Below are 18211 nucleotides of genomic sequence, written 5' to 3' on the forward strand. Positions count from 1 at the left end.
TCCACTACTGCGCTTTCTGTTGGGCAGGAAGCCTACACTGACCGCTTGCGGCAGTGTAGGTAGTTCACTCCTCTGTTACTTTCAACAGGCTCAAACCCTGAACTTGTTGCCCAAGAATTTGATCAATTCCGGCTAAAATCTAAAATACATAGTAATATCATCCAGAGAGCTGTATTTTCAGCAAGCACTATGGAAGTATTAGAAATCAAACGCGAAATCGAAACGTTGTCTAGCCGCCTGGGTAAAACCCAGGACTATCTTTGACATACCTGCACTCACAGCTAAAATTCAAGACTTAGAGCAAATAGCAGCACAGCCAGAATTTTGGGATAACCAAAACACAGCCCAAAAAACACTGCAAGAACTCAATGACCTGAAAGCCCACCTAGAACAGTATCATCAGTGGCAAGTTAATTTGGAAGATACGAAGGCAGTGGTTGAGCTTTTGGAACTGGAAACCGACGAAGCACTATTACAAGAAGCCGAGTCTACCATCTCTAAACTAAATCGTGAACTTGACCAGTGGGAATTACAACAGTTACTTTCTGGCCCCTACGATGCGGAAGGGGCGGTACTGACGATTAACGCTGGGGCTGGTGGTACAGATGCCCAAGACTGGGCATTTATGCTGTTAAGAATGTATACCCGTTGGGCAGAAGCGCATGGTTACAAGGTAGCTTTAGCGGAAGAGTCAGAGGGTGACGAGGCGGGGATTAAATCAGCCACTCTCGAAATTACTGGTCGTTATGCCTACGGCTATTTACGCTCAGAAACAGGTACACATCGCTTAGTGCGGATTTCTCCTTTTAACGCCAATGGTAAACGGCAAACCAGTTTTGCTGGGGTGGAAGTCATGCCGCAAATCGATGATTCTGTACAGTTGGATATTCCAGAGAAGGATTTAGAAATTACCACATCTCGCTCTGGTGGTAAAGGTGGGCAGAACGTCAACAAAGTAGAAACAGCCGTGCGGGTTGTGCATATCCCAACGGGGATAGCTGTACGCTGTACAGAAGAACGTTCTCAATTACAAAACAAAGAGAAAGCCTTAGCACGCCTGAAAGCCAAGCTGTTAGTGATTGCCCAAGAACAACGGGCGCAAGAAATTGCTGATATTCGCGGCGATATGGTAGAAGCTTCCTGGGGTAATCAAATCCGTAACTATGTATTCCATCCTTACCAGATGGTAAAGGATTTGCGTACCAATGCAGAAACAACTGCGATCGCTGACATCATGAACGGCGAACTCGATATGTTCATTCAAGCCTATCTGCGTCAGGAAAATCAACTGGTAGAAACTGCTTAATTGGGGACTGGGTATTGGGGACTCTTGACTGGGTATTAAGAATAAATTCCCCTCCGCTTCCCCCTCACCCCCACACCACTGCTTTTAACAAACTTGCCCAATCAGGCGATAGAACTGCTGGCAAACTGTTACATTTATATATAAAAGAACTTATTATTTAATTATGAACAATTCTCCTTCAACAGAACCTCAACCCAGCTACGTTAAACTAGCGATGCGTAATATGGTACGTAAGGGTGGTACTTCTTTGAAGCATTTCCTGTTGACTACTGTAGGGCTGCTAGCTGTGCTGGTAGGTTTAGCTTACCTGACTCGTTAATTACCAACTAATAACCAAAATGTCAAGGAGAGTTTGCAGTTGGTGGTAGTTGAACTAGATGTACAAGATTATTTCTGGGAGTCTTCCCCCGAAGAACGCCTAAATTCTGGCTATCTGGAAGCCCGAATTCCTCCAGAAACTTGGGAAGACTGGTTTAATCGTTGGTTAGAAGTTCTGCACCCCCACTTACCACCGGCAGCAGGTTATGAAGTTGGACTGCGGTTCACCGATGACGCAGAAATTCAACAACTGAATGCTCAATATCGTCAGCAAAACAAGCCAACAGATGTTTTATCCTTTGCGACTTTAGAAGTAGATTTACCGCAAATTGCGGAAATGTCGGCTACACCTTTGTATTTAGGGGATATAGTTGTTTCGATTAACACGGCACAACGGCAAGCCCAACAACAGGAACATAGTTTATCAACTGAGTTGGCTTGGTTGGTGGCACATGGCTTACTGCACCTGTTGGGCTGGGATCATCCTGATGAGGAGAGTTTAACGGCAATGTTACAACAACAAGCAATTTTACTGGAGACTGTTGGTATTGATATAGACATAGAATATTAATATTTTTATGACTTGGGATGTGAATTTTCCAGCATCCTTTTATAATACTGCTGTAGAAAATTGCATGAAAGTTGACCGCAAAATTACCATCAGCCAAGATAATCCTGAAATATACCGTGCTGTTCTATTGTTAAGCCTATGTCACAAAAAGTCTCCCCGCCACCCACGCAAAACCATTTATTCAGCCTTGTCAATCAAGAACGAGAACTGTCTTGGCGAGTTGCCTCTAGTTTACTGGTAAGTTTTAAGTATGCTTGGGCTGGGATTAGGTACAGTTTTCACACTCAACGCAATTTCCGGATTCATGTCATAGTCTGTATGTTAGCGATCGCCTTAAGCGTAATCTTACATTTACAGACGGTAGAAATAGCAATTATTGGTATCACTAGCGGTTTAGTATTGGCACTAGAGTTATTGAATACGGCGATTGAGTCGGTGGTAGATTTAACTGTTCAGCAGACTTACCACGAATTGGCAAAAATTGCTAAAGATTGTGCTGCTGGTGCGGTGCTTGTCTCGGCTTTGGTGGCGGTGTTTGTGGCGGCTGTGCTGTTGCTTCCACCTTTGCTAGTTCTGATTCAATCGGCGGTTTAAAATTAAATTCTGAACTCCTGCTATCGGCAAAATAGGGAGTGGGGAATGGGGAGTAGGGGTTTAGCATTGCTAAACCCTTATAGCTTTTAGTTGTTAGCGATTTGTGGCAATTTGATAGATTAGCGAGTATAGACTGTGATTATAGTTATCGATAATTACGACAGCTTCACTTATAATTTAGTCCAGTATCTCGGAGAACTAGCGGCTGAGTTTCCTGTAGCGTCAGACATTCAAGTTTTCCGTAACGATAAAATATCATTACACGAAGTTCAGCAATTACAACCGGATGCGATCGTCATCTCGCCGGGGCCTGGTCGTCCAGAAGATGCCGGGATATCCTTAGATTTAATTAGAGAGTTAGGCCCTAGTTTACCAATCTTGGGGGTATGCTTAGGACATCAAAGTATTGGTCAAGTATTTGGTGGTAAAATTGTCTCTGCTCCAGAGTTGATGCACGGTAAAACTTCACCAGTAACTCACACAGGGGTAGGTGTTTTCCAGGAATTAGAAAATCCCATGACTGCCACTAGGTATCATAGTCTAGTTATTGACCGTGAAACCTGTCCCGAAGTTTTAGAAATCACAGCCTGGGTAGAAGATGGCACAATCATGGGAGTACGACACAGGAACTATCCTCACATTCAAGGTGTCCAATTTCATCCAGAGAGTGTTCTCACTTCTTCAGGAAAACAGTTATTGCGGAACTTTCTGCAAGAGTTACAAGAAAAAAATTAATGAAACGACGACAGTTTATCAGCTACGCTGGAGCAGGTTTAGCGACAGCTATAGTTCCTACCTTTGCCTCCTACCTGCCAGCTAATGCCCAGTCTAGCGGAATTTCAGTCCAGTGGTTAGGTCATACTTGTTTTTTGTTTACTGGTGGTGGATTGAAAATTCTGGTCAATCCTTTTCGGACAGTGGGTTGTACGGCTGGATATCGTCTACCGAAAGTTGCAGCAGATTTGGTGTTAATTAGCAGTCAATTATTAGATGAAGGTGCAGTAGACGGCTTACCGGGTAATCCCAAGTTAGTCTATGCACCAGGAGTTTATGAATTCCAGGGGATGAGATTTCAAGGCATTGCTATTGACCATGATCGCAAAGGTGGCAGACAATTTGGGATAAATACTGCTTGGAAATGGCAGCAAGGCGGAGTCAATATCCTACACCTAGGAGGAGCAGCAGCACCGATTTCTATTGAACAAAAAATCCTCATGGGGCGACCTGATGCAGTATTTATACCTGTGGGTGGTAGTGATAAAGCTTACAATGCAGCCGAAGCGAAACAGGCGATCGCCGTCCTCAATCCGAAACTGGTAATCCCTACCCATTACCGTACACAAGCTGCTGATGCTAACGCCTGTGATATTGCACCATTAGATGAATTTTTAACCTTGATGCAGGGTACAAACGTGCGGCGTAGTAATAGTGACACTATTAATATTAATCCGCGTAACTTGCCTGATAATAGCGAGATTCAGGTTTTAAGTTACAAGTTTTAACGATGATGTATCACGAAAATTAGATATGATATTGTCAAGATAATCAATGGCGATGGAGCTCGCCAAAACCGCTATTCTAGAGCAAAAGTTGCATCTAGAAAGCTGATGGCTCCTACTTTCCTAGCTGACTGCGGGATAGTAGGAGTTTGTTGTATTGATCTTCTGGCTTCCCTGTAGTCAGCATCTATCTACAAATTGCGTCTATGGGGGTGATGGAATGTTAGCCAGCATATTATGGATTTTAATGATGGGCTTTTTTGTAGGTCAAATTGCCCGTCGTTTAGGCGCGCCGCCTTTAGTTGGGATGATTTTAGTGGGTATTGTTCTCAGTCCCCAAGTTTTTAATCTCATCAGTGCAGATGTGTTGGATGCTGCCGATGAATTGAGAACTATGGCAGTGATGATTATATTGATGAAAGCAGGATTAGGATTAGATAGGGAAAAACTGGCGCAACAGGGAAGTGTGGCGTTACGTTTGGGATTTTTACCTGCAACCTGTGAGGCGATCGCTATTGCCATTGCTGCTATAGTAATATTCCAGTTTAATTTTCCCACGGGTTTACTTTTAGGCTGCATTATCGCTGCTGAATCACCAGCTGTCATTGTTCCGGGGATGTTGCGACTCAAAAGTTTAGGTTTAGGTGTGACTAAAGGTATTCCTGATGCCATCTTAACTGGTAGTGCGTTGTCTGATGTGCTGCTATTACTTGTCTTTAGTTTATTACTAAATTTCTTACGCAATGGTGGCGTTGAGCAAATCACCATCTTGGGAATATTTACCTTCAACACTCTGCATTTACTCCCAATCCAAGTAATTTTGCAAATCTTCTTAGGCGTTTTATTTGGTTATTTAGCGGCTCGTTTACTGGTTTTACTATTAGCAACACAAAACTGGACGCAAAATACTGTCCAAGACACAGTAATTACTGCTAGTTGTGCTTTATTTCTAGTCATTGTTGCGAATCAATTACCTTATTTCTCTGGTTACTTAGCCGCAATGTCATTGGGATTTTTCTTAATTGAATTAGATGCACCGCTAGCTAGAAGACTGCGGGGAGGTTTTGATAGTTTATGGGTGGTAGCGGAGATTTTTTTGTTTGTTTTGTTGGGTGCGAGTATTCAATTACAAATATTAGAAAAAGTCTTGCTACCTGGTATTTTAGTTTTAGCAATTGGTTTATTGATTGGTCGTGTGGTGGGGTGGTATCTTTCCACTGTGGGTAGTAACTGGAATTGGCGAGAAAGACTATTTTTACTACCAGGAAACTCGGCTAAAGCCACAGTACAAGCTGCTATTGGTGCAATTCCCCTGGCTCAAGGTATCGCCGGAGGTGAGATAATGTTAGCGATCGCAGCCCTTTCAATTCTGATTACTGCACCCTTGGGTGCTTGGTCTACAGCCACTTTTGCACCTAAACTATTAACCAAAGGAGAAGTAGATCCCACAAAAGTCACAGTCACTACTCCTACTCTATTCCTCGCAGCAGTAGACACATCTAATTTAGCAATAGAAGTTTTAACTAAAGTTGCAGACTTAGCAAGACGCAGCAATGGCGAAGTAATTGTTTTACACGTAGTCAACACTTCCCACCCGTCAGCTATTCGACAACTAGAAAAACAAACCAAAAAATTACTTTCTGATATCAAATACGAATTTTTGACAGTTACAGGTGCTATTCCCGCAGAAATTATCCGTATGGCTGAAGCTTATCATGTAACAGCCATTGTCATAGGAAAACGTGGACATCGACCTTTAGATATATTAATTGGCTCAGTATCACAAGCAGTGTTAGAAACCAGCCAAGTACCTGTAATTTTGCTGGAAAACTGCAACAGGTAAGGAAAAGGTGTCTACAGGAGATACCGAACCAGCTAATATGATTTAATCATAATTCAAGGTTTGTAGTAAGGACTTTAGTCCTGATTACAAACTTGATGACAATAATTTTACATTGCTTAATATAGTTCGATTTATTCACCCAGACTTACTTAAATACTTTCATGCGTAGAGACTCAATTTTTTACAAACTGTTTCAACAATACCCGACTCTTGTATTTGAATTAATCCAAAATCCGCCGACAAATGCGGATGCTTATCGATTTGATTCAGTAGCAATCAAAGAACCGAAGTTTGAAATTGACGGGGTATTTCTTCCACCGGAAGGTGATCCGCCTGGGGTGGTAGACTTCTGTGAGGTGCAATTCCAAAAAGATGAACAGCTTTACGAAAGAGTATTTGCGGAATCTTTACTATATTTCTATCGTAACCGTGCCAGATTTAGTGACTGGCAAGCAGTGATAATTTATCCATCTCGGAATATTGAACAAAGTAACATTTATCCTTATCGGGGCTTGATCAACAGTAACCAAGTCTATCGCGTCTATTTGGATGAATTAGGGAATATTCGCCAGTTACCGTTATGGTTAGCGTTGATGGTATTAACTACGGTAGAAGAAGAACAAGCACCAGAAGAAGCAAGGTATTTAATCACTAGAACTCGTGAAGAAGTAGCATCAACAGCCACTCGCGCCATAATAGAGATAATTACGACAATCATGGTGTACAGGTTTGAACAGTTAAGTCGCAGGGAAGTAGAGTCTATGCTAGGAATCACGCTCAAGGAAACAAAAGTTTACCGAGAAATCAAGGAAGAAGGGCGAGAAGAAGGGCGGGAAATCATGGCTAATGCAATTTCTCGACTATTAACCAAGCGGTTGGGAGAACTACCTGAAGAATTACGCTCTACAATTTCTGGTTTATCTTTGCCTGTTCTGGAAGATTTAAGCGAAGCACTGTTAGATTTTACCAGTGTGGCTGATTTACAGGCTTGGTTAGCAGAGCGAAGCAATTAAATTACGTTAACTCATTGCTGGGTTTACAGCACATTAGTAGGGTGCGTCAGATGTTGAAAATTTGTTTATTTTGAGAAAATTATCTCTTTTGACGCACCTTACAAGAGACTTACACACCTTTTTCTGAAAAAGAAAGCTTTGCCATTATGCCATTTTTTCTGGGACTGGAACTACTACAATGACTATGAATGCTAGATAATGGGAAAGCTTTGACATTTACCAGTAAATCTAGCTTGGAACCACAGAACTAACACCTATGCGAACTCACTATTGCGGCGAACTCCGAAAAGAAGATATTGGAGAAACTGTTACCTTGTACGGATGGGTAGACCGTCGCCGCGATCATGGGGGCGTGATATTCTTAGATTTACGCGATCGCTCCGGCATTGTCCAGATTGTCAGCGACCCGCAACGCACCCCAGATTCCTACGAACTAGCCAACTCCCTGCGTAATGAATATGTTGTAGAAATTACAGGCAGAGTCACACAACGCCCCGCAGAATCACTAAATACCCGCATCCCTACAGGCGAAGTGGAAATTTACGCTGATCAAATTAAACTGCTAAATGCTGTGCGGAAACAGTTACCTTTTCAAGTTTCCACCGCCGACAGTGAAACAGTGCGGGAAGACTTGCGGTTAAAATATCGTTATTTGGATTTACGACGCGATCGCATGGCGCAAAACATCCAGTTACGTCATCAAGTCGTAAAAGCCATGCGTCGTTACTTGGAAGATGTACAAGGTTTCATGGAAATTGAAACCCCCATTCTCACCCGTTCTACCCCAGAAGGTGCGAGAGATTACATTCTCCCCAGTCGCGTTAACCCTGGTGAATGGTTCGCCTTACCCCAGTCACCACAGTTATTTAAACAAATTTTGATGGTATCCGGCATGGATAGATACTATCAGATTGCTCGTTGCTTCCGCGATGAAGATTTACGCGCCGACAGACAACCAGAGTTCACCCAATTAGACATGGAAATGAGTTTCATGTCTCAGGAAGAAATTATTGAACTCAACGAAAAGTTAGTTGCTTATATCTTCAAAACCGTTAAAGGAGTTGAATTACCCCTTCCCTTCCCCCGTCTCACCTACGCTGACGCGATGGAACGTTATGGAAGTGACAAACCAGATACCCGTTACGGTTTGGAATTAGTCAACGTTTCCGATGTGTTAAAAGACTGTGGTTTCAAAGTCTTTAAGGATGCGATCGCTCACGGTGGTATCGTTAAAATCTTACCCATCCCCAACGGTAACGACCAAATATCAAACGTCCGCATCAAACCAGGTGGCGACTTATTCAAAGAAGCCAGTGAAGCCGGTGCAAAAGGACTAGCTTACATCCGTGTCAGAGAAAACGGTGAAATTGACACCATCGGCGCAATTAAAGACAACCTCACCGACGCACAAAAACAGGAAATCTTACAACGCACAGGCGCACAACCAGGACATTTATTACTGTTTGGTGCAGGTGATACGCTGACTGTCAATAAAACTTTAGATAGATTGCGTCAAGTCGTCGCCAGGGAATTCAACTTAATCGATCCCGCCAAAATCAACTTACTCTGGATTGTAGACTTCCCGATGTTTGAGTGGAATGCAGACGAAAAACGCCTGGAAGCACTACACCACCCCTTCACCGCACCTTATCCCGCAGATTTACATGACTTAAAAACCGCCCGCGCCCAAGCCTATGACTTAGTATTCAACGGCTTTGAAGTCGGTGGTGGTAGTTTGCGGATTTATCAACGGGAAATTCAAGAGCAGGTATTTGAAGCGATCGGCTTGTCTCCAGAAGAAGCACAAAATAAATTTGGATTTCTGTTGGAAGCCTTTGAATATGGTACACCACCGCATGGTGGTATCGCCTACGGTGTAGACCGTTTGGTGATGTTACTTGCTGGTGAAGAATCCATCCGCGATGTCATCGCCTTTCCGAAGACGCAACAAGCCCGTTGCTTGTTAACAGATGCACCTTCCGGTGTAGATGTCAAGCAACTCAAAGAATTACAAGTTGCATCCACATACAAGCCCAAACCTTAACCCATTTTCCATCATCGTAGGGTGGGCAATGCCAAAGAGCTAACAATCACCATTTCAGCCCAGTGTCAGCATTGCCCACCGCTTGCAAATTGCGAATTGGACTTACGCAATGATTATCTATATGTAAGGTGCGTCAGCCTACATATATAGAGCAAATAAACTTATGTTTGGCTGCTGACGCACCCTACTAATGTGCTAGTTGCGTAAGTCCTGGCGACTTGATATTAACGCGCAGCTTGGCTAACTCCAGGCCGAACTATATAATTATACGCAGCAACATTGGGAGAAAGCGGTTCAATTCTATCCTGAGCGACTAAAGTTTGATGAATAAAAGCAGTCGCCGTTGCACGTCGCAAAGGCTGATTCGGATTGAGAACCCTAGGATCAGGATGATTGACAACTATATTTTTTTGTGTTGCTATGCCCACTTCCTCAATAGCATACTGAGGAACCTTCTGGGCATCAGTGTAATAGTTGCTGACTAGAGCCGATAAAGTCTCCCTCGGTGGTGGCGGTGTAGTAGCAGGAGCCGCCGCAGTAGCTTTGGGGATGACTAAAGGCTGCATCAAGGCAAAAATCCCGAATGGAAGATACAAAGGTCTTTTGACTACTTGACGTTGAGGTACTGGAGTAATTGCTTGACGTTTAGGTGCTAAATTTAGTCCTTGAACCAGAGTCACCAATGCTTCTACTCTAGAAACTGGCTGCTGGGGACGAAATACATTACCAGCATAACCACTCATAAACCCCTGTTGATAGGCTTCTTCAATGGCAGGAGCCGCCCAATAACCTTCAGGCACATCTTTATAAACACTACCACTTTCTATCTGCCTGATTGGTTCTTTCTCAAAAGCTTTACGAATCATCGCCGCAAATTCATCACGGTCTACAGGCTGTTCCGGCCGAAATGTCCCGTCTGGATATCCCACAACAATGTTTCTTTCAGCTAAACGCTGAATAAATGGCTGCGCCCAATAGTCAGAGGAAACATCAGGAAAGTTAGTTTGCGCCCCAGCTGGAGTATTTGCTATTACTACCAACCCCAGACTTACTAAACTCAAAGGCGCACTTAATTTTGTTAAATAAGATAAAGCAGTCATAAAATATAACCTTCTATTCATTATTACTTTTTAAGTATTAATTTTAGATGTTTTTTAATATTTTGTTTTCCGTCTATAGATTTGAATATGTATATCTCCAGATATAAAAATGAAATGATGATTGTAATTTAACTTTTGTAAATTATTTTATTTTTAAAATAAATAATTACATCTATAAAGATTGGTTTCTTCCTCTCAATGCCGTAAATTTAAGCATAATTTTGGCTAGCAAAATCAATTTTTAAGTAACCTCAGCCTGGTTTATATAAGTTTTTCATGTGATTTAACTGCGCTTACAGTTTATTATAAAGAATAATTACTGATTTAAAGTTGGAGTTGCAAAATATTTTTCAAGCATTTATAGTTTTAAAATATATTGGCTAATGTTAATATAAAAATTTCAAGTTTAATTGAATTTATAAAAATTACATCTCTCTAGAGTTATTAAAATACTTACAAATAATATCAACCACCAGAAAGAGGCATAAAAATTAAATATTTCTAAAATAGTGATTGTAGATAGTGCAAAAAGAATAAATAATTATGGCTCTATATAAATTGGAAGATTTTGCTGCCGACTATAGAGACGCTGATTCTGATAACTATGACATCACGAATTTTGATGTCTACTCAGATGTAGATGATGATAAAGTCGGCACTGTTAAACATATCTTAGTTGATGATGCGGGTCATTTTCGTTATCTCGTCGTAGACACAGGATTTTGGATCTTTGGTAAGCAAGTGTTGTTACCGATTGGGCGATCGCGCATTAACTACTCAGATCGGCGTGTATATGCTACCGGACTTACCAGAGAGCAGGTAGAAAGTTTACCTGATTTCCATAATTTAGAACGCATCGATTACGACTATGAAGAGCGTGTACGTGGAGTTTACCGTACTCCTTTAGCAGAGAGACCTTTAGAAGCATCCACACCGATAGAAACATCATCACCTTTAGACGTATCATCAGCCTATGTTGATCGCCAACCAGTGACAACTACACCTCCTACTTATGATCGTGAAACATATAGATATGAACACGAACCAAATCTTTATCAGATGAATCCACGGGATCACCAGAACCTCAGACTATACGAAGAACGATTAGTTGCGAATAAATCCCGGATGAAGACAGGAGAAGTAGCAGTTGGTAAGCACGTTGAAACCGAAACCGCCAGAGTTGCAGTTCCGATTGAAAAAGAACGAGTAGTGATTGAACGCACTACGCCAGAAGACGCGGGTAGAGTCGTGTCGCCTGGTGAAGCTGACTTCCGAGACACAGAAGCTACTCATGTTGATATTTACGAAGAAAGCCCGGAAATTCGCAAAGAAGCTGTAGTACGGGAAGAAGTGAAAGTTAAGAAGGTCGTGGAACAGGATACAGTGGAAGCTGAAGAAACCCTGCGCCGTGAAGAATTAGACATAGATAAAGACGATGAGCAATTACGTCGCACCAGACGCTAATATCTTCACTACAGCTGTAGGGGTTGAGCATGACTCAAGCCCTACTGCCCTAAAATATACACAGAAGAACCTAAATTTTCATCATCAGTACCCACAACCACACCACCATCTGCACCACCAACCAATTCTAGAGCTTCAATTTTGTGGTATTTGAAGCGGTAGAGAGGAAATAATTGAGGATTCTGCCGCCAAACAATTCTGCTACCCTGTAAATTGAGATAACCAGCAACATAAATAGCTGACTCAAACGGGCCATCATCCCCGGTATCACTAGCTGAAGAAATATATACAATTCCTGCTGGATCTAATTTTAAATCAGAAATATGCCGTACATTCCCAGAGGGAAATGGTACTGTTAGCTGTGCAGAACCTAGGGGAGTAATTTGATATGTAGCTAAGTTCAGCATACCCCAATAAATAGTGGCTGGTTCTTGACCTGCACCACGATGCGCCCAAACCGCAACTAATTTACCTTGAATATTTTGTAAGGCAAAGGCTTCAAAATTACGGTTTTGGGGAATGTTTGGGAGTTGAAATACTTTAATAACTGAGATACTTTTATTGTTAGGCTCTAACTGAATATCATAAGCTTTGCCAGCACTGCTTAATGCGATAAAGCGTGAGTCTTGTTTACCTGGAATAGATGTTAAAGCTTCTAAGTCTATGGGTAATTCTGTGTGATTTGGCCAATCTAGAGGCAAATATTCCGGTTGATTTTCGCCTTTAATGCTGATAATTGCGAGACGACCTTGATTTTTTTGTTTATTGTCATGGACAATCAGCAAGTCCATAGCAGCATTTTGACGGCTTAACAGAGACATACCACTGATACCAGCAGTAATACCACCGCGAACAGGTCGCCAATTTTGTGCTAAAACTTGCTGGGATAGGAGTAGCAAAAATCCTATAATCAGGATTTTCATGATTAAGTTGCGTTTAAGCTGGTACATTAATAGTTCTCATAGTGGTTGAAAATACCAAAATAACAAGAGCGATCGCCTTTGCAAAGTCTTGTATGGTGAGTCATCAGAGATAATTAGGTAAAAATAAACAGATGTTCGATATCTAACCACCCTACTAATGTGCTAGTTGCGTCAGTCCTGAAAGTCAAACGCTAAAATGCAAAGTGCAGACGCAGAAATTTATCACTTAAGTTCAGAGAGAATACGCAACAAGGCTACCTAGATGTATTCTATTTTGTTATGCTTATTAAGAATAATTACTATTAAGCTGTATGGTTTTCTTATTTGGCATCGAGCATGAAGTCGCTTTTCTGAACCAAGAAGGAAAGTTTGCTGATTTTGCTTGTACAAAATTTGCCGAGTTTGCCCAAATTGTCGATAGACTGCCCATCTACCCGGATGATCATCTACAACTACGTGTTGGTGATGCAGGAATTAGAAAAAAGAGATGGTACATTGAAGGCTTTGAAAGATTTGGTAATTCTGACGAAGTAATTGATTGTCATTCTAAGGGTATAGAAATTAGAACAACCATCCACTCGGATATTCAAGGGGCTATTCATGAATTATCAAATAGCTTTCGGTTATTAATTGAAGTAGCTGCTGATTTTGGCTTTTCACCAATTTTAACCAGCTTCCATCCCTACAAACCAGTTTTTGAACCCCAACCCCCATTAAATGAATATGAAATCAAGCAGTTACAGGCTTATCCTGATGAACAAACTGCAAATATTTACATGGTTTCTTATGGGCCAGACTTAAATATTTCCGTACCTGATTTACCCATTGAACAGGTAATTGATATTGGTAAAAAGTTGACTTACTACAGTCCTTATATTGTGCCTTTTAGTTTTAGTTCTCCTTTTTATAACGGCACACTTTGGCAAGGTTTGTCAGTGAGAACATTTATCAGAACTGGTAAAAGACCAGCAGCTTTAGTATTTGTTGCCGAACAGGAGCAGCTAATTAAGAGTGTACCATCATTAACCAAAATTGCTCGGTTGCCAGCCGAAGTAGGTCGGATTGAATTTAAAGCTTTTGATAGTTGTGATGACTTTTTAATCTATGGGGCATTGCTGGCATTATTAAAAGGTTTAATCTTAGATGAGTCTTTAACTGGTAGAGCTATTACACCAGACGCATCTCTACATCAATTGTCAGCCAAGGAAGGTTTTGATAACGAAGATATATTAATGAATGCTACAACAATTGTGCAAGCAGCCACCGCCGCACTAGGAGATGATCCAGATGTGGCATTGTTAACACCATTGAAATTAATGTTAGAACAACGCCAAACAAAATCTCATCAATTAATAGAAGTTTTCCAGCGTATAGGCTCGATTGAGAATACACTCAAGGAAACCTATTTAACAACAAGATAAAATTTAATCTCTCATTTAATCTCTCACGGTTGTTTGTTGGCTTTTTTGAGGAGATTTTTGCTCAATTTCTTGGCTGGGTGGAATCTTTTCTAGAGGAATGAGTGCATCCATCACAGACTTAACAATGGGAGCCGCCACCGTAGAACCATAGGCATTTGCGCCTTTTGGTTCATCTACCACTGCCAAAATTACATAGCGGGGGGATTCCACAGGCAAAATACTGACAAAACTGGTAATTCTAGCACCGGGAATATAACCACCATTCGGACTTGCTTTTTGGGCTGTGCCGGTTTTGCCAGCAATGCGATAGCCTGGAATTTGTGCCGCCTTGCCAGTGCCTTCACTGACAACAGTTTCCATCATTTCTACTACCTTTTGAGTTGTATCAGGGGAGAAAACTTGGCGTGGTGCGGGGCGAGGCGGTGTATAGTGCATTTGCCCCTTGGTATCAATTAGCCCCCGGATAACATGAGGTGTTACCAGTTTACCGCCATTGGCTAAAGCTCCCTGCATTTGTACCAGTTGTAACGGTGTGAGAGAAAAACCTTGTCCAAAGGAGGCAGTTGCAGGTTCAATGACTGAGTTGATAAAAACTTGTTGACTTTTGAGCCGACTACTGGCTACTGAGGGCAAATCTGTATCAACTGCTTGTCCTAAACCCAAACGTTCTAGCCAGTTGTAATAAACTGAAGGCTTCAACCTTTGAAGCATTTGTACCATTGCAATGTTACTGGAAGTTTGTAGAACTTGGGCAACGTTAATCCGCCCGTTACCAGTAAGCGAGGCATTTCGGATAGTAAAGTTAGCTACTCGAATTGCCCCAGTGTCGTTAAATATATCATCTGGTTTAAGTACACCATTTTCCAGAGCGATCGCCACATTCAACGGTTTAAAAGTTGAACCCGGCTCATAAAGATCCGAAACAGTCCAATTTTTGAATAATGAAATGTCCGCCTTGGCGTACTCATTGGGGTTATAGCTGGGTTGAGAAACTAGAGCCAGGATAGAGCCATCGGACGCATCCATAACAATCACTGCACCCCGTTTAGCTTGAAACTTTTCTATCTGCTCCTTGAGTGCAGTACGAGCAGCCCTCTGAAGGCGGCTATCGATAGTTAGCTGCATTTGCAAATCATCTGAGTTTAAAAAACCTTCAGGAGCATAATCTGGCATCAATGCCCCATTCCCAGCCCGACTTAAGCGCACTGACTTGGCAGAACGTTCTAACCAGTTTTCTTGACTGTATTCTAAACCAGCTTGACCGCGACGTTCAGCATTGACATAGCCAACAATATCCGCCACCAAATCATTCTGTGGGTAATAGCGGGAGTATTTCGGGATAAACTCCAAGCCGTTTAAACGTAATGCCCTCATGCGAGTGGCAATTTCTTCAGCTAATGCAGAAGCGAGAGTGATGCCACTTTTTCGGCTTTGAAAAATTTTGACTAAATCAGCCGGAGTTTTGTCCAACATCACAGCCACTTTTTCGGCTATTTCTTCATTAGTTTTGTCAAACAGCTTGGGATGGGCATATACCGTATATACAGGGCGATCAATAGCCAACACATTATCATTGCGATCGACAATTAACCGCCGAGGCATATATGGACGCAAATTTACCATTTGCTGGTTTCTAGCTCTCTGTGCCAGTTTTGGCCCTTGGACAACTTGCAAATTGTACAAATTAATTGCCAAACCTAATCCAGAAGCCATTAATATCCCCCAAACAGTGAACAATCGGGATTTAATATTTGAGATTTTCTCTGGGGTATTGGGGGTGATTGTCTTGGTAGAACTTCTTCTAGAGACTCTTTGCCGTCTAGCCAATTCCGGGTTACGAAATTTTTTCAACTTTAATTTACTGGATGATTTTTGCATTGCCCTGCTCAGAATCAGCTATCAGTTTGATGGTTGAGCAACAAGCCACACCATAGACCTGATCAATATTTACTGGTGACTGCTCACTCAAGTTAATTAGTATCCCAGTGGCGAGGGAGGTGACGACTGCTTTGGTGACTCGGTTTCTGGACTAGGGGATATGAAATTAGAATTAGGAGAAGTAGGGGACAGAAAAATCGTGTTGGCGGGAGTCGGCGATACAAATCCCGTTACTTTTTTTTCTGCTTCCTCGGCCATTTTGTTGATTAGTGTGGCATTGGTTGTGGTAATTTGTCGTTCATGACGTTGTAGGTTTTGTAACTTGCGATATTCCTTACCCCACATTTCTTGAGTGTAAACTGTCAACCCATATACAGCTAAACTGGCTGCGACTAATAAAAATGCTACGAGTGAAGAATGGCGATGTAAGGTGTACAGTCGCATTAACCACATAGGTATAGCTGTAGCATTAGGCACTACGGGTACATTGACAAAATTGGACTGGGAACTTTTTAGTGTTGGACTTGACTGACTTTTTTCCCGATTTTGCCAACCTGTGAATACAGGCAGTGATAAATTTTTCGAGGAAAGCCGTTGTCTGGGAGCAGGTGCTGATGCGGGTTGAGTGGAGTCTGTCCCAGTATTTCGAGATGCTTGTCGCCGCTTCCTACTCCGAACAGATGGGGTAGCACCACCCCGAAACCCAGTACCAGTCTTAGAAACATCTGATTTGCGAACAGCAGCCATAACTTTTTAAGATAGGAAATATTGTATTTTAGACTGATTATCAGTTTTTGCTAAGGATAGAATCACTGTTGATTAGCCTTTTTCATCCTCCAGCTAACAGCTTGGAGGTTTTCAAGGTTTTTATTGGTAGAGTATACCTATTTTTTTCATTGGGCAAGGGTCTGAGGTTGCCTAACTCGCAAACTGTCTACTCCTGTTTTCCCAACTATTGATTTTTTCTTTTGCGTCCTAAATAATCATCAAGTTAAATTGTTCTGAAACTCAGATCCACTCATCCATCTATGACATCAGTCTAAACCTGATAAACTTAAGCCCAAGTATTGTTTTTAAATATGTAATTCACAGTGGTTTAAAAAATCTGCAACAAATAGGTTATCTTATTCAACAGACGACTTTTTTTATGGTCACAATTGGTGAAAGAGGAGTTATGAAAACAAAAATCTTTGCTTTAGCTGTTATGCTCAGTATGGCTACGTTTCTGGGAGCCTGTGAAAGTGGCACTCAAACCAATACTACTACGCCAGCTGCCACAGGTGAGCCAACTGACACTGGTGCTACCCCTGCTGCTACCCCTGCTGAAACTACTACCCCTGCTGCGACTCCCACCACTCCCTAGTTCCTGAAAAGGTTTGTCATTGTCTGAGGTGATGAGTGCCGGTATATTTCACAGCTAACTCCTGTGTTTGAGTGTGGCTGAATATAAACTGGAAAAGTTCCTCAGAAGTGCAGTTTTGGTAAAGCAGTAGTTAAAGGACACTGGTGAGGATGTTTCTTCTGACCCAAGTGTCCCAAGATAGGACAAAAAAATCACCCATCCTGGAGCGGAATTTTAGAGAAATTATCCTGATAACTTGTGGTAATTTGGTTTATTTATGGCTTGACTATCTGTGATTAGTTACAGCAATGGTGATCAGAATCGTAATCTAGTTGAGCCATGTTGACTTAGTTGATCAAATCGGTGCGGTACTAAATTATAAGTAAATTAAATACTAAATTCCCAATGTCAATCTTGGTGGGCATATCTCAAAAGCGAAGCAGTCCAATATTGGAGAAGCGATCGCACTCGTCCAGTAAAACTGTAGAATACCTAGAAACACATCATTATAGCCAAAAAATTTGTTAAGTATTCCGTGCAGAACCTCAAAATATACCGTTTGAAGTGGCTGAAGTTGGCGATTTTGAGCCTGAGCAGTAGTGTGTTGGTGTGGTTCCTGAGCCATTTGGGGATGGCCGTCATGGCATTACCACCACAAGAGGATACCCCAGAGGAAATATTACGAACAGAAATAATTATAGATGCGCGATCGCCTGTAGATGGCAAGCCCCTGACTCCAGCAGAATACGCACAACTGCAAGAACAGTTACAAGTCAGCCCACCGCCAAAACTCAGTGAGAAATTACGGGAAACTCTGTTTCTGTTACGGTTACGCAAAGCTTTACTTCAGTTTTTCCCATTTTTAGATTTTTAAGGAATTAGTCATTAGTCATTA

Annotated in this window: 17 protein-coding genes and 1 riboswitch; of the genes, 13 read left to right on the plus strand and 4 right to left on the minus strand. The window is 41.8% G+C overall.

Features of this window, described 5'->3' with window-relative positions:
* Nucleotides 1-189: 189 nt before the first annotated feature.
* The 9 genes from prfB (at nt 190) to aspS (ending at nt 9188) form a co-directional block, all read left to right on the plus strand.
* Nucleotides 190-1306, plus strand: a protein-coding gene (gene prfB / locus AACS98_RS01590; protein ID WP_157087481.1) for a peptide chain release factor 2 whose coding sequence is annotated in 2 segments (ribosomal slippage) — nt 190-261 and nt 263-1306 — 1116 coding nt in all. Because the reading frame shifts where the segments join, the coding sequence is not laid out codon by codon here.
* A gap of 163 nt (nt 1307-1469) precedes the next feature.
* A complete protein-coding gene (locus tag AACS98_RS01595) occupies nt 1470-1625 on the plus strand; it encodes a DUF3285 domain-containing protein (RefSeq protein WP_082803784.1) in 156 nt (51 codons plus the stop codon).
* A 42-nt stretch (nt 1626-1667) separates the two neighbouring features.
* Nucleotides 1668-2195, plus strand: a complete 528-nt coding sequence (ybeY, locus tag AACS98_RS01600) for an rRNA maturation RNase YbeY (RefSeq protein ID WP_066375503.1) — start codon at nt 1668-1670, stop codon at nt 2193-2195.
* Between the two features lie 138 nt (nt 2196-2333).
* On the plus strand, nt 2334-2789 hold the full coding sequence (locus tag AACS98_RS01605) for a diacylglycerol kinase family protein (RefSeq protein WP_066375506.1): 456 nt from the start codon (nt 2334-2336) through the stop codon (nt 2787-2789).
* Nucleotides 2790-2924: 135 nt separating this feature from the next.
* Complete coding sequence (locus tag AACS98_RS01610; RefSeq protein WP_066375509.1) at nt 2925-3524, plus strand: anthranilate synthase component II; 600 nt, start codon at nt 2925-2927, stop codon at nt 3522-3524.
* Nucleotides 3524-4291 (plus strand): MBL fold metallo-hydrolase, encoded by a 768-nt coding sequence (locus AACS98_RS01615; protein WP_066375511.1) that lies wholly within the window; start codon nt 3524-3526, stop codon nt 4289-4291. Before AACS98_RS01610 ends, AACS98_RS01615 begins: the two co-directional genes overlap by 1 nt.
* A gap of 39 nt (nt 4292-4330) precedes the next feature.
* A riboswitch (Fluoride riboswitch) is annotated at nt 4331-4413 on the plus strand.
* A 95-nt stretch (nt 4414-4508) separates the two neighbouring features.
* The gene (locus AACS98_RS01620; protein ID WP_066375514.1) at nt 4509-6131 is read left to right on the plus strand and encodes a cation:proton antiporter domain-containing protein; all 1623 of its coding nucleotides are present in this window, start codon (nt 4509-4511) and stop codon (nt 6129-6131) included.
* Between the two features lie 161 nt (nt 6132-6292).
* Complete coding sequence (locus AACS98_RS01625; RefSeq protein WP_066375517.1) at nt 6293-7144, plus strand: Rpn family recombination-promoting nuclease/putative transposase; 852 nt, start codon at nt 6293-6295, stop codon at nt 7142-7144.
* A gap of 256 nt (nt 7145-7400) precedes the next feature.
* Nucleotides 7401-9188: an aspartate--tRNA ligase gene (gene aspS / locus AACS98_RS01630; protein ID WP_066375519.1), complete on the plus strand. Its 1788-nt coding sequence runs from the start codon at nt 7401-7403 to the stop codon at nt 9186-9188.
* A gap of 224 nt (nt 9189-9412) precedes the next feature.
* Here aspS and AACS98_RS01635 read toward each other — a convergent pair whose 3' ends face one another.
* The gene (locus AACS98_RS01635; RefSeq protein WP_066375521.1) at nt 9413-10288 is read right to left on the minus strand and encodes an S-layer homology domain-containing protein; all 876 of its coding nucleotides are present in this window, start codon (nt 10286-10288) and stop codon (nt 9413-9415) included.
* A 543-nt stretch (nt 10289-10831) separates the two neighbouring features.
* Here AACS98_RS01635 and AACS98_RS01640 point away from each other — a divergent pair.
* On the plus strand, nt 10832-11752 hold the full coding sequence (locus tag AACS98_RS01640) for a DUF2382 domain-containing protein (protein WP_066375523.1): 921 nt from the start codon (nt 10832-10834) through the stop codon (nt 11750-11752).
* A gap of 41 nt (nt 11753-11793) precedes the next feature.
* Here AACS98_RS01640 and AACS98_RS01645 read toward each other — a convergent pair whose 3' ends face one another.
* Nucleotides 11794-12702 carry a hypothetical protein gene (locus AACS98_RS01645; RefSeq protein ID WP_066375525.1) on the minus strand — a complete coding sequence of 303 codons (909 nt, stop codon included), beginning with the start codon at nt 12700-12702 and terminating at the stop codon, nt 11794-11796.
* A gap of 284 nt (nt 12703-12986) precedes the next feature.
* Here AACS98_RS01645 and AACS98_RS01650 point away from each other — a divergent pair, with 284 nt between their 5' ends.
* The gene (locus tag AACS98_RS01650) at nt 12987-14096 is read left to right on the plus strand and encodes a glutamate--cysteine ligase (RefSeq protein WP_066375529.1); all 1110 of its coding nucleotides are present in this window, start codon (nt 12987-12989) and stop codon (nt 14094-14096) included.
* Nucleotides 14097-14111: 15 nt separating this feature from the next.
* Here AACS98_RS01650 and AACS98_RS01655 read toward each other — a convergent pair whose 3' ends face one another.
* Nucleotides 14112-15974 (minus strand): peptidoglycan D,D-transpeptidase FtsI family protein, encoded by a 1863-nt coding sequence (locus tag AACS98_RS01655; RefSeq protein ID WP_066375531.1) that lies wholly within the window; start codon nt 15972-15974, stop codon nt 14112-14114.
* Between the two features lie 96 nt (nt 15975-16070).
* Nucleotides 16071-16721: a hypothetical protein gene (locus tag AACS98_RS01660; RefSeq protein ID WP_066375533.1), complete on the minus strand. Its 651-nt coding sequence runs from the start codon at nt 16719-16721 to the stop codon at nt 16071-16073.
* A 427-nt stretch (nt 16722-17148) separates the two neighbouring features.
* Here AACS98_RS01660 and AACS98_RS01665 point away from each other — a divergent pair, with 427 nt between their 5' ends.
* Nucleotides 17149-17337 (plus strand): hypothetical protein, encoded by a 189-nt coding sequence (locus AACS98_RS01665; RefSeq protein WP_066375872.1) that lies wholly within the window; start codon nt 17149-17151, stop codon nt 17335-17337.
* 610 nt (nt 17338-17947) lie between these two features.
* Nucleotides 17948-18190: a glutathione S-transferase gene (locus AACS98_RS01670; RefSeq protein ID WP_369815926.1), complete on the plus strand. Its 243-nt coding sequence runs from the start codon at nt 17948-17950 to the stop codon at nt 18188-18190.
* Nucleotides 18191-18211 lie beyond the last annotated feature (21 nt).

Origin of the sequence: Anabaena sp. CA = ATCC 33047 (assembly GCF_963870205.1) — a bacterium.
Taxonomy (GTDB): Bacteria; Cyanobacteriota; Cyanobacteriia; order Cyanobacteriales; family Nostocaceae; genus Trichormus.

Excerpts from the sequence above, each read along its gene's own strand:
- aspS (WP_066375519.1), top strand. The coding sequence starts at position 7,401 with ATGCGAACTCACTATTGCGGCGAACTCCGAAAAGAAGATATTGGAGAA.
- AACS98_RS01605 (WP_066375506.1), top strand. The coding sequence starts at position 2,334 with ATGTCACAAAAAGTCTCCCCGCCACCCACGCAAAACCATTTATTCAGC.
- AACS98_RS01645 (WP_066375525.1), bottom strand. The coding sequence starts at position 12,702 with ATGTACCAGCTTAAACGCAACTTAATCATGAAAATCCTGATTATAGGA.
- AACS98_RS01595 (WP_082803784.1), top strand. The coding sequence starts at position 1,470 with ATGAACAATTCTCCTTCAACAGAACCTCAACCCAGCTACGTTAAACTA.
- AACS98_RS01640 (WP_066375523.1), top strand. The coding sequence starts at position 10,832 with ATGGCTCTATATAAATTGGAAGATTTTGCTGCCGACTATAGAGACGCT.
- AACS98_RS01615 (WP_066375511.1), top strand. The coding sequence starts at position 3,524 with ATGAAACGACGACAGTTTATCAGCTACGCTGGAGCAGGTTTAGCGACA.
- AACS98_RS01655 (WP_066375531.1), bottom strand. The coding sequence starts at position 15,974 with ATGCAAAAATCATCCAGTAAATTAAAGTTGAAAAAATTTCGTAACCCG.
- AACS98_RS01625 (WP_066375517.1), top strand. The coding sequence starts at position 6,293 with ATGCGTAGAGACTCAATTTTTTACAAACTGTTTCAACAATACCCGACT.
- AACS98_RS01650 (WP_066375529.1), top strand. The coding sequence starts at position 12,987 with ATGGTTTTCTTATTTGGCATCGAGCATGAAGTCGCTTTTCTGAACCAA.
- AACS98_RS01620 (WP_066375514.1), top strand. The coding sequence starts at position 4,509 with ATGTTAGCCAGCATATTATGGATTTTAATGATGGGCTTTTTTGTAGGT.
- AACS98_RS01665 (WP_066375872.1), top strand. The coding sequence starts at position 17,149 with ATGAAAACAAAAATCTTTGCTTTAGCTGTTATGCTCAGTATGGCTACG.
- AACS98_RS01660 (WP_066375533.1), bottom strand. The coding sequence starts at position 16,721 with ATGGCTGCTGTTCGCAAATCAGATGTTTCTAAGACTGGTACTGGGTTT.
- AACS98_RS01670 (WP_369815926.1), top strand. The coding sequence starts at position 17,948 with ATGGCCGTCATGGCATTACCACCACAAGAGGATACCCCAGAGGAAATA.
- AACS98_RS01635 (WP_066375521.1), bottom strand. The coding sequence starts at position 10,288 with ATGACTGCTTTATCTTATTTAACAAAATTAAGTGCGCCTTTGAGTTTA.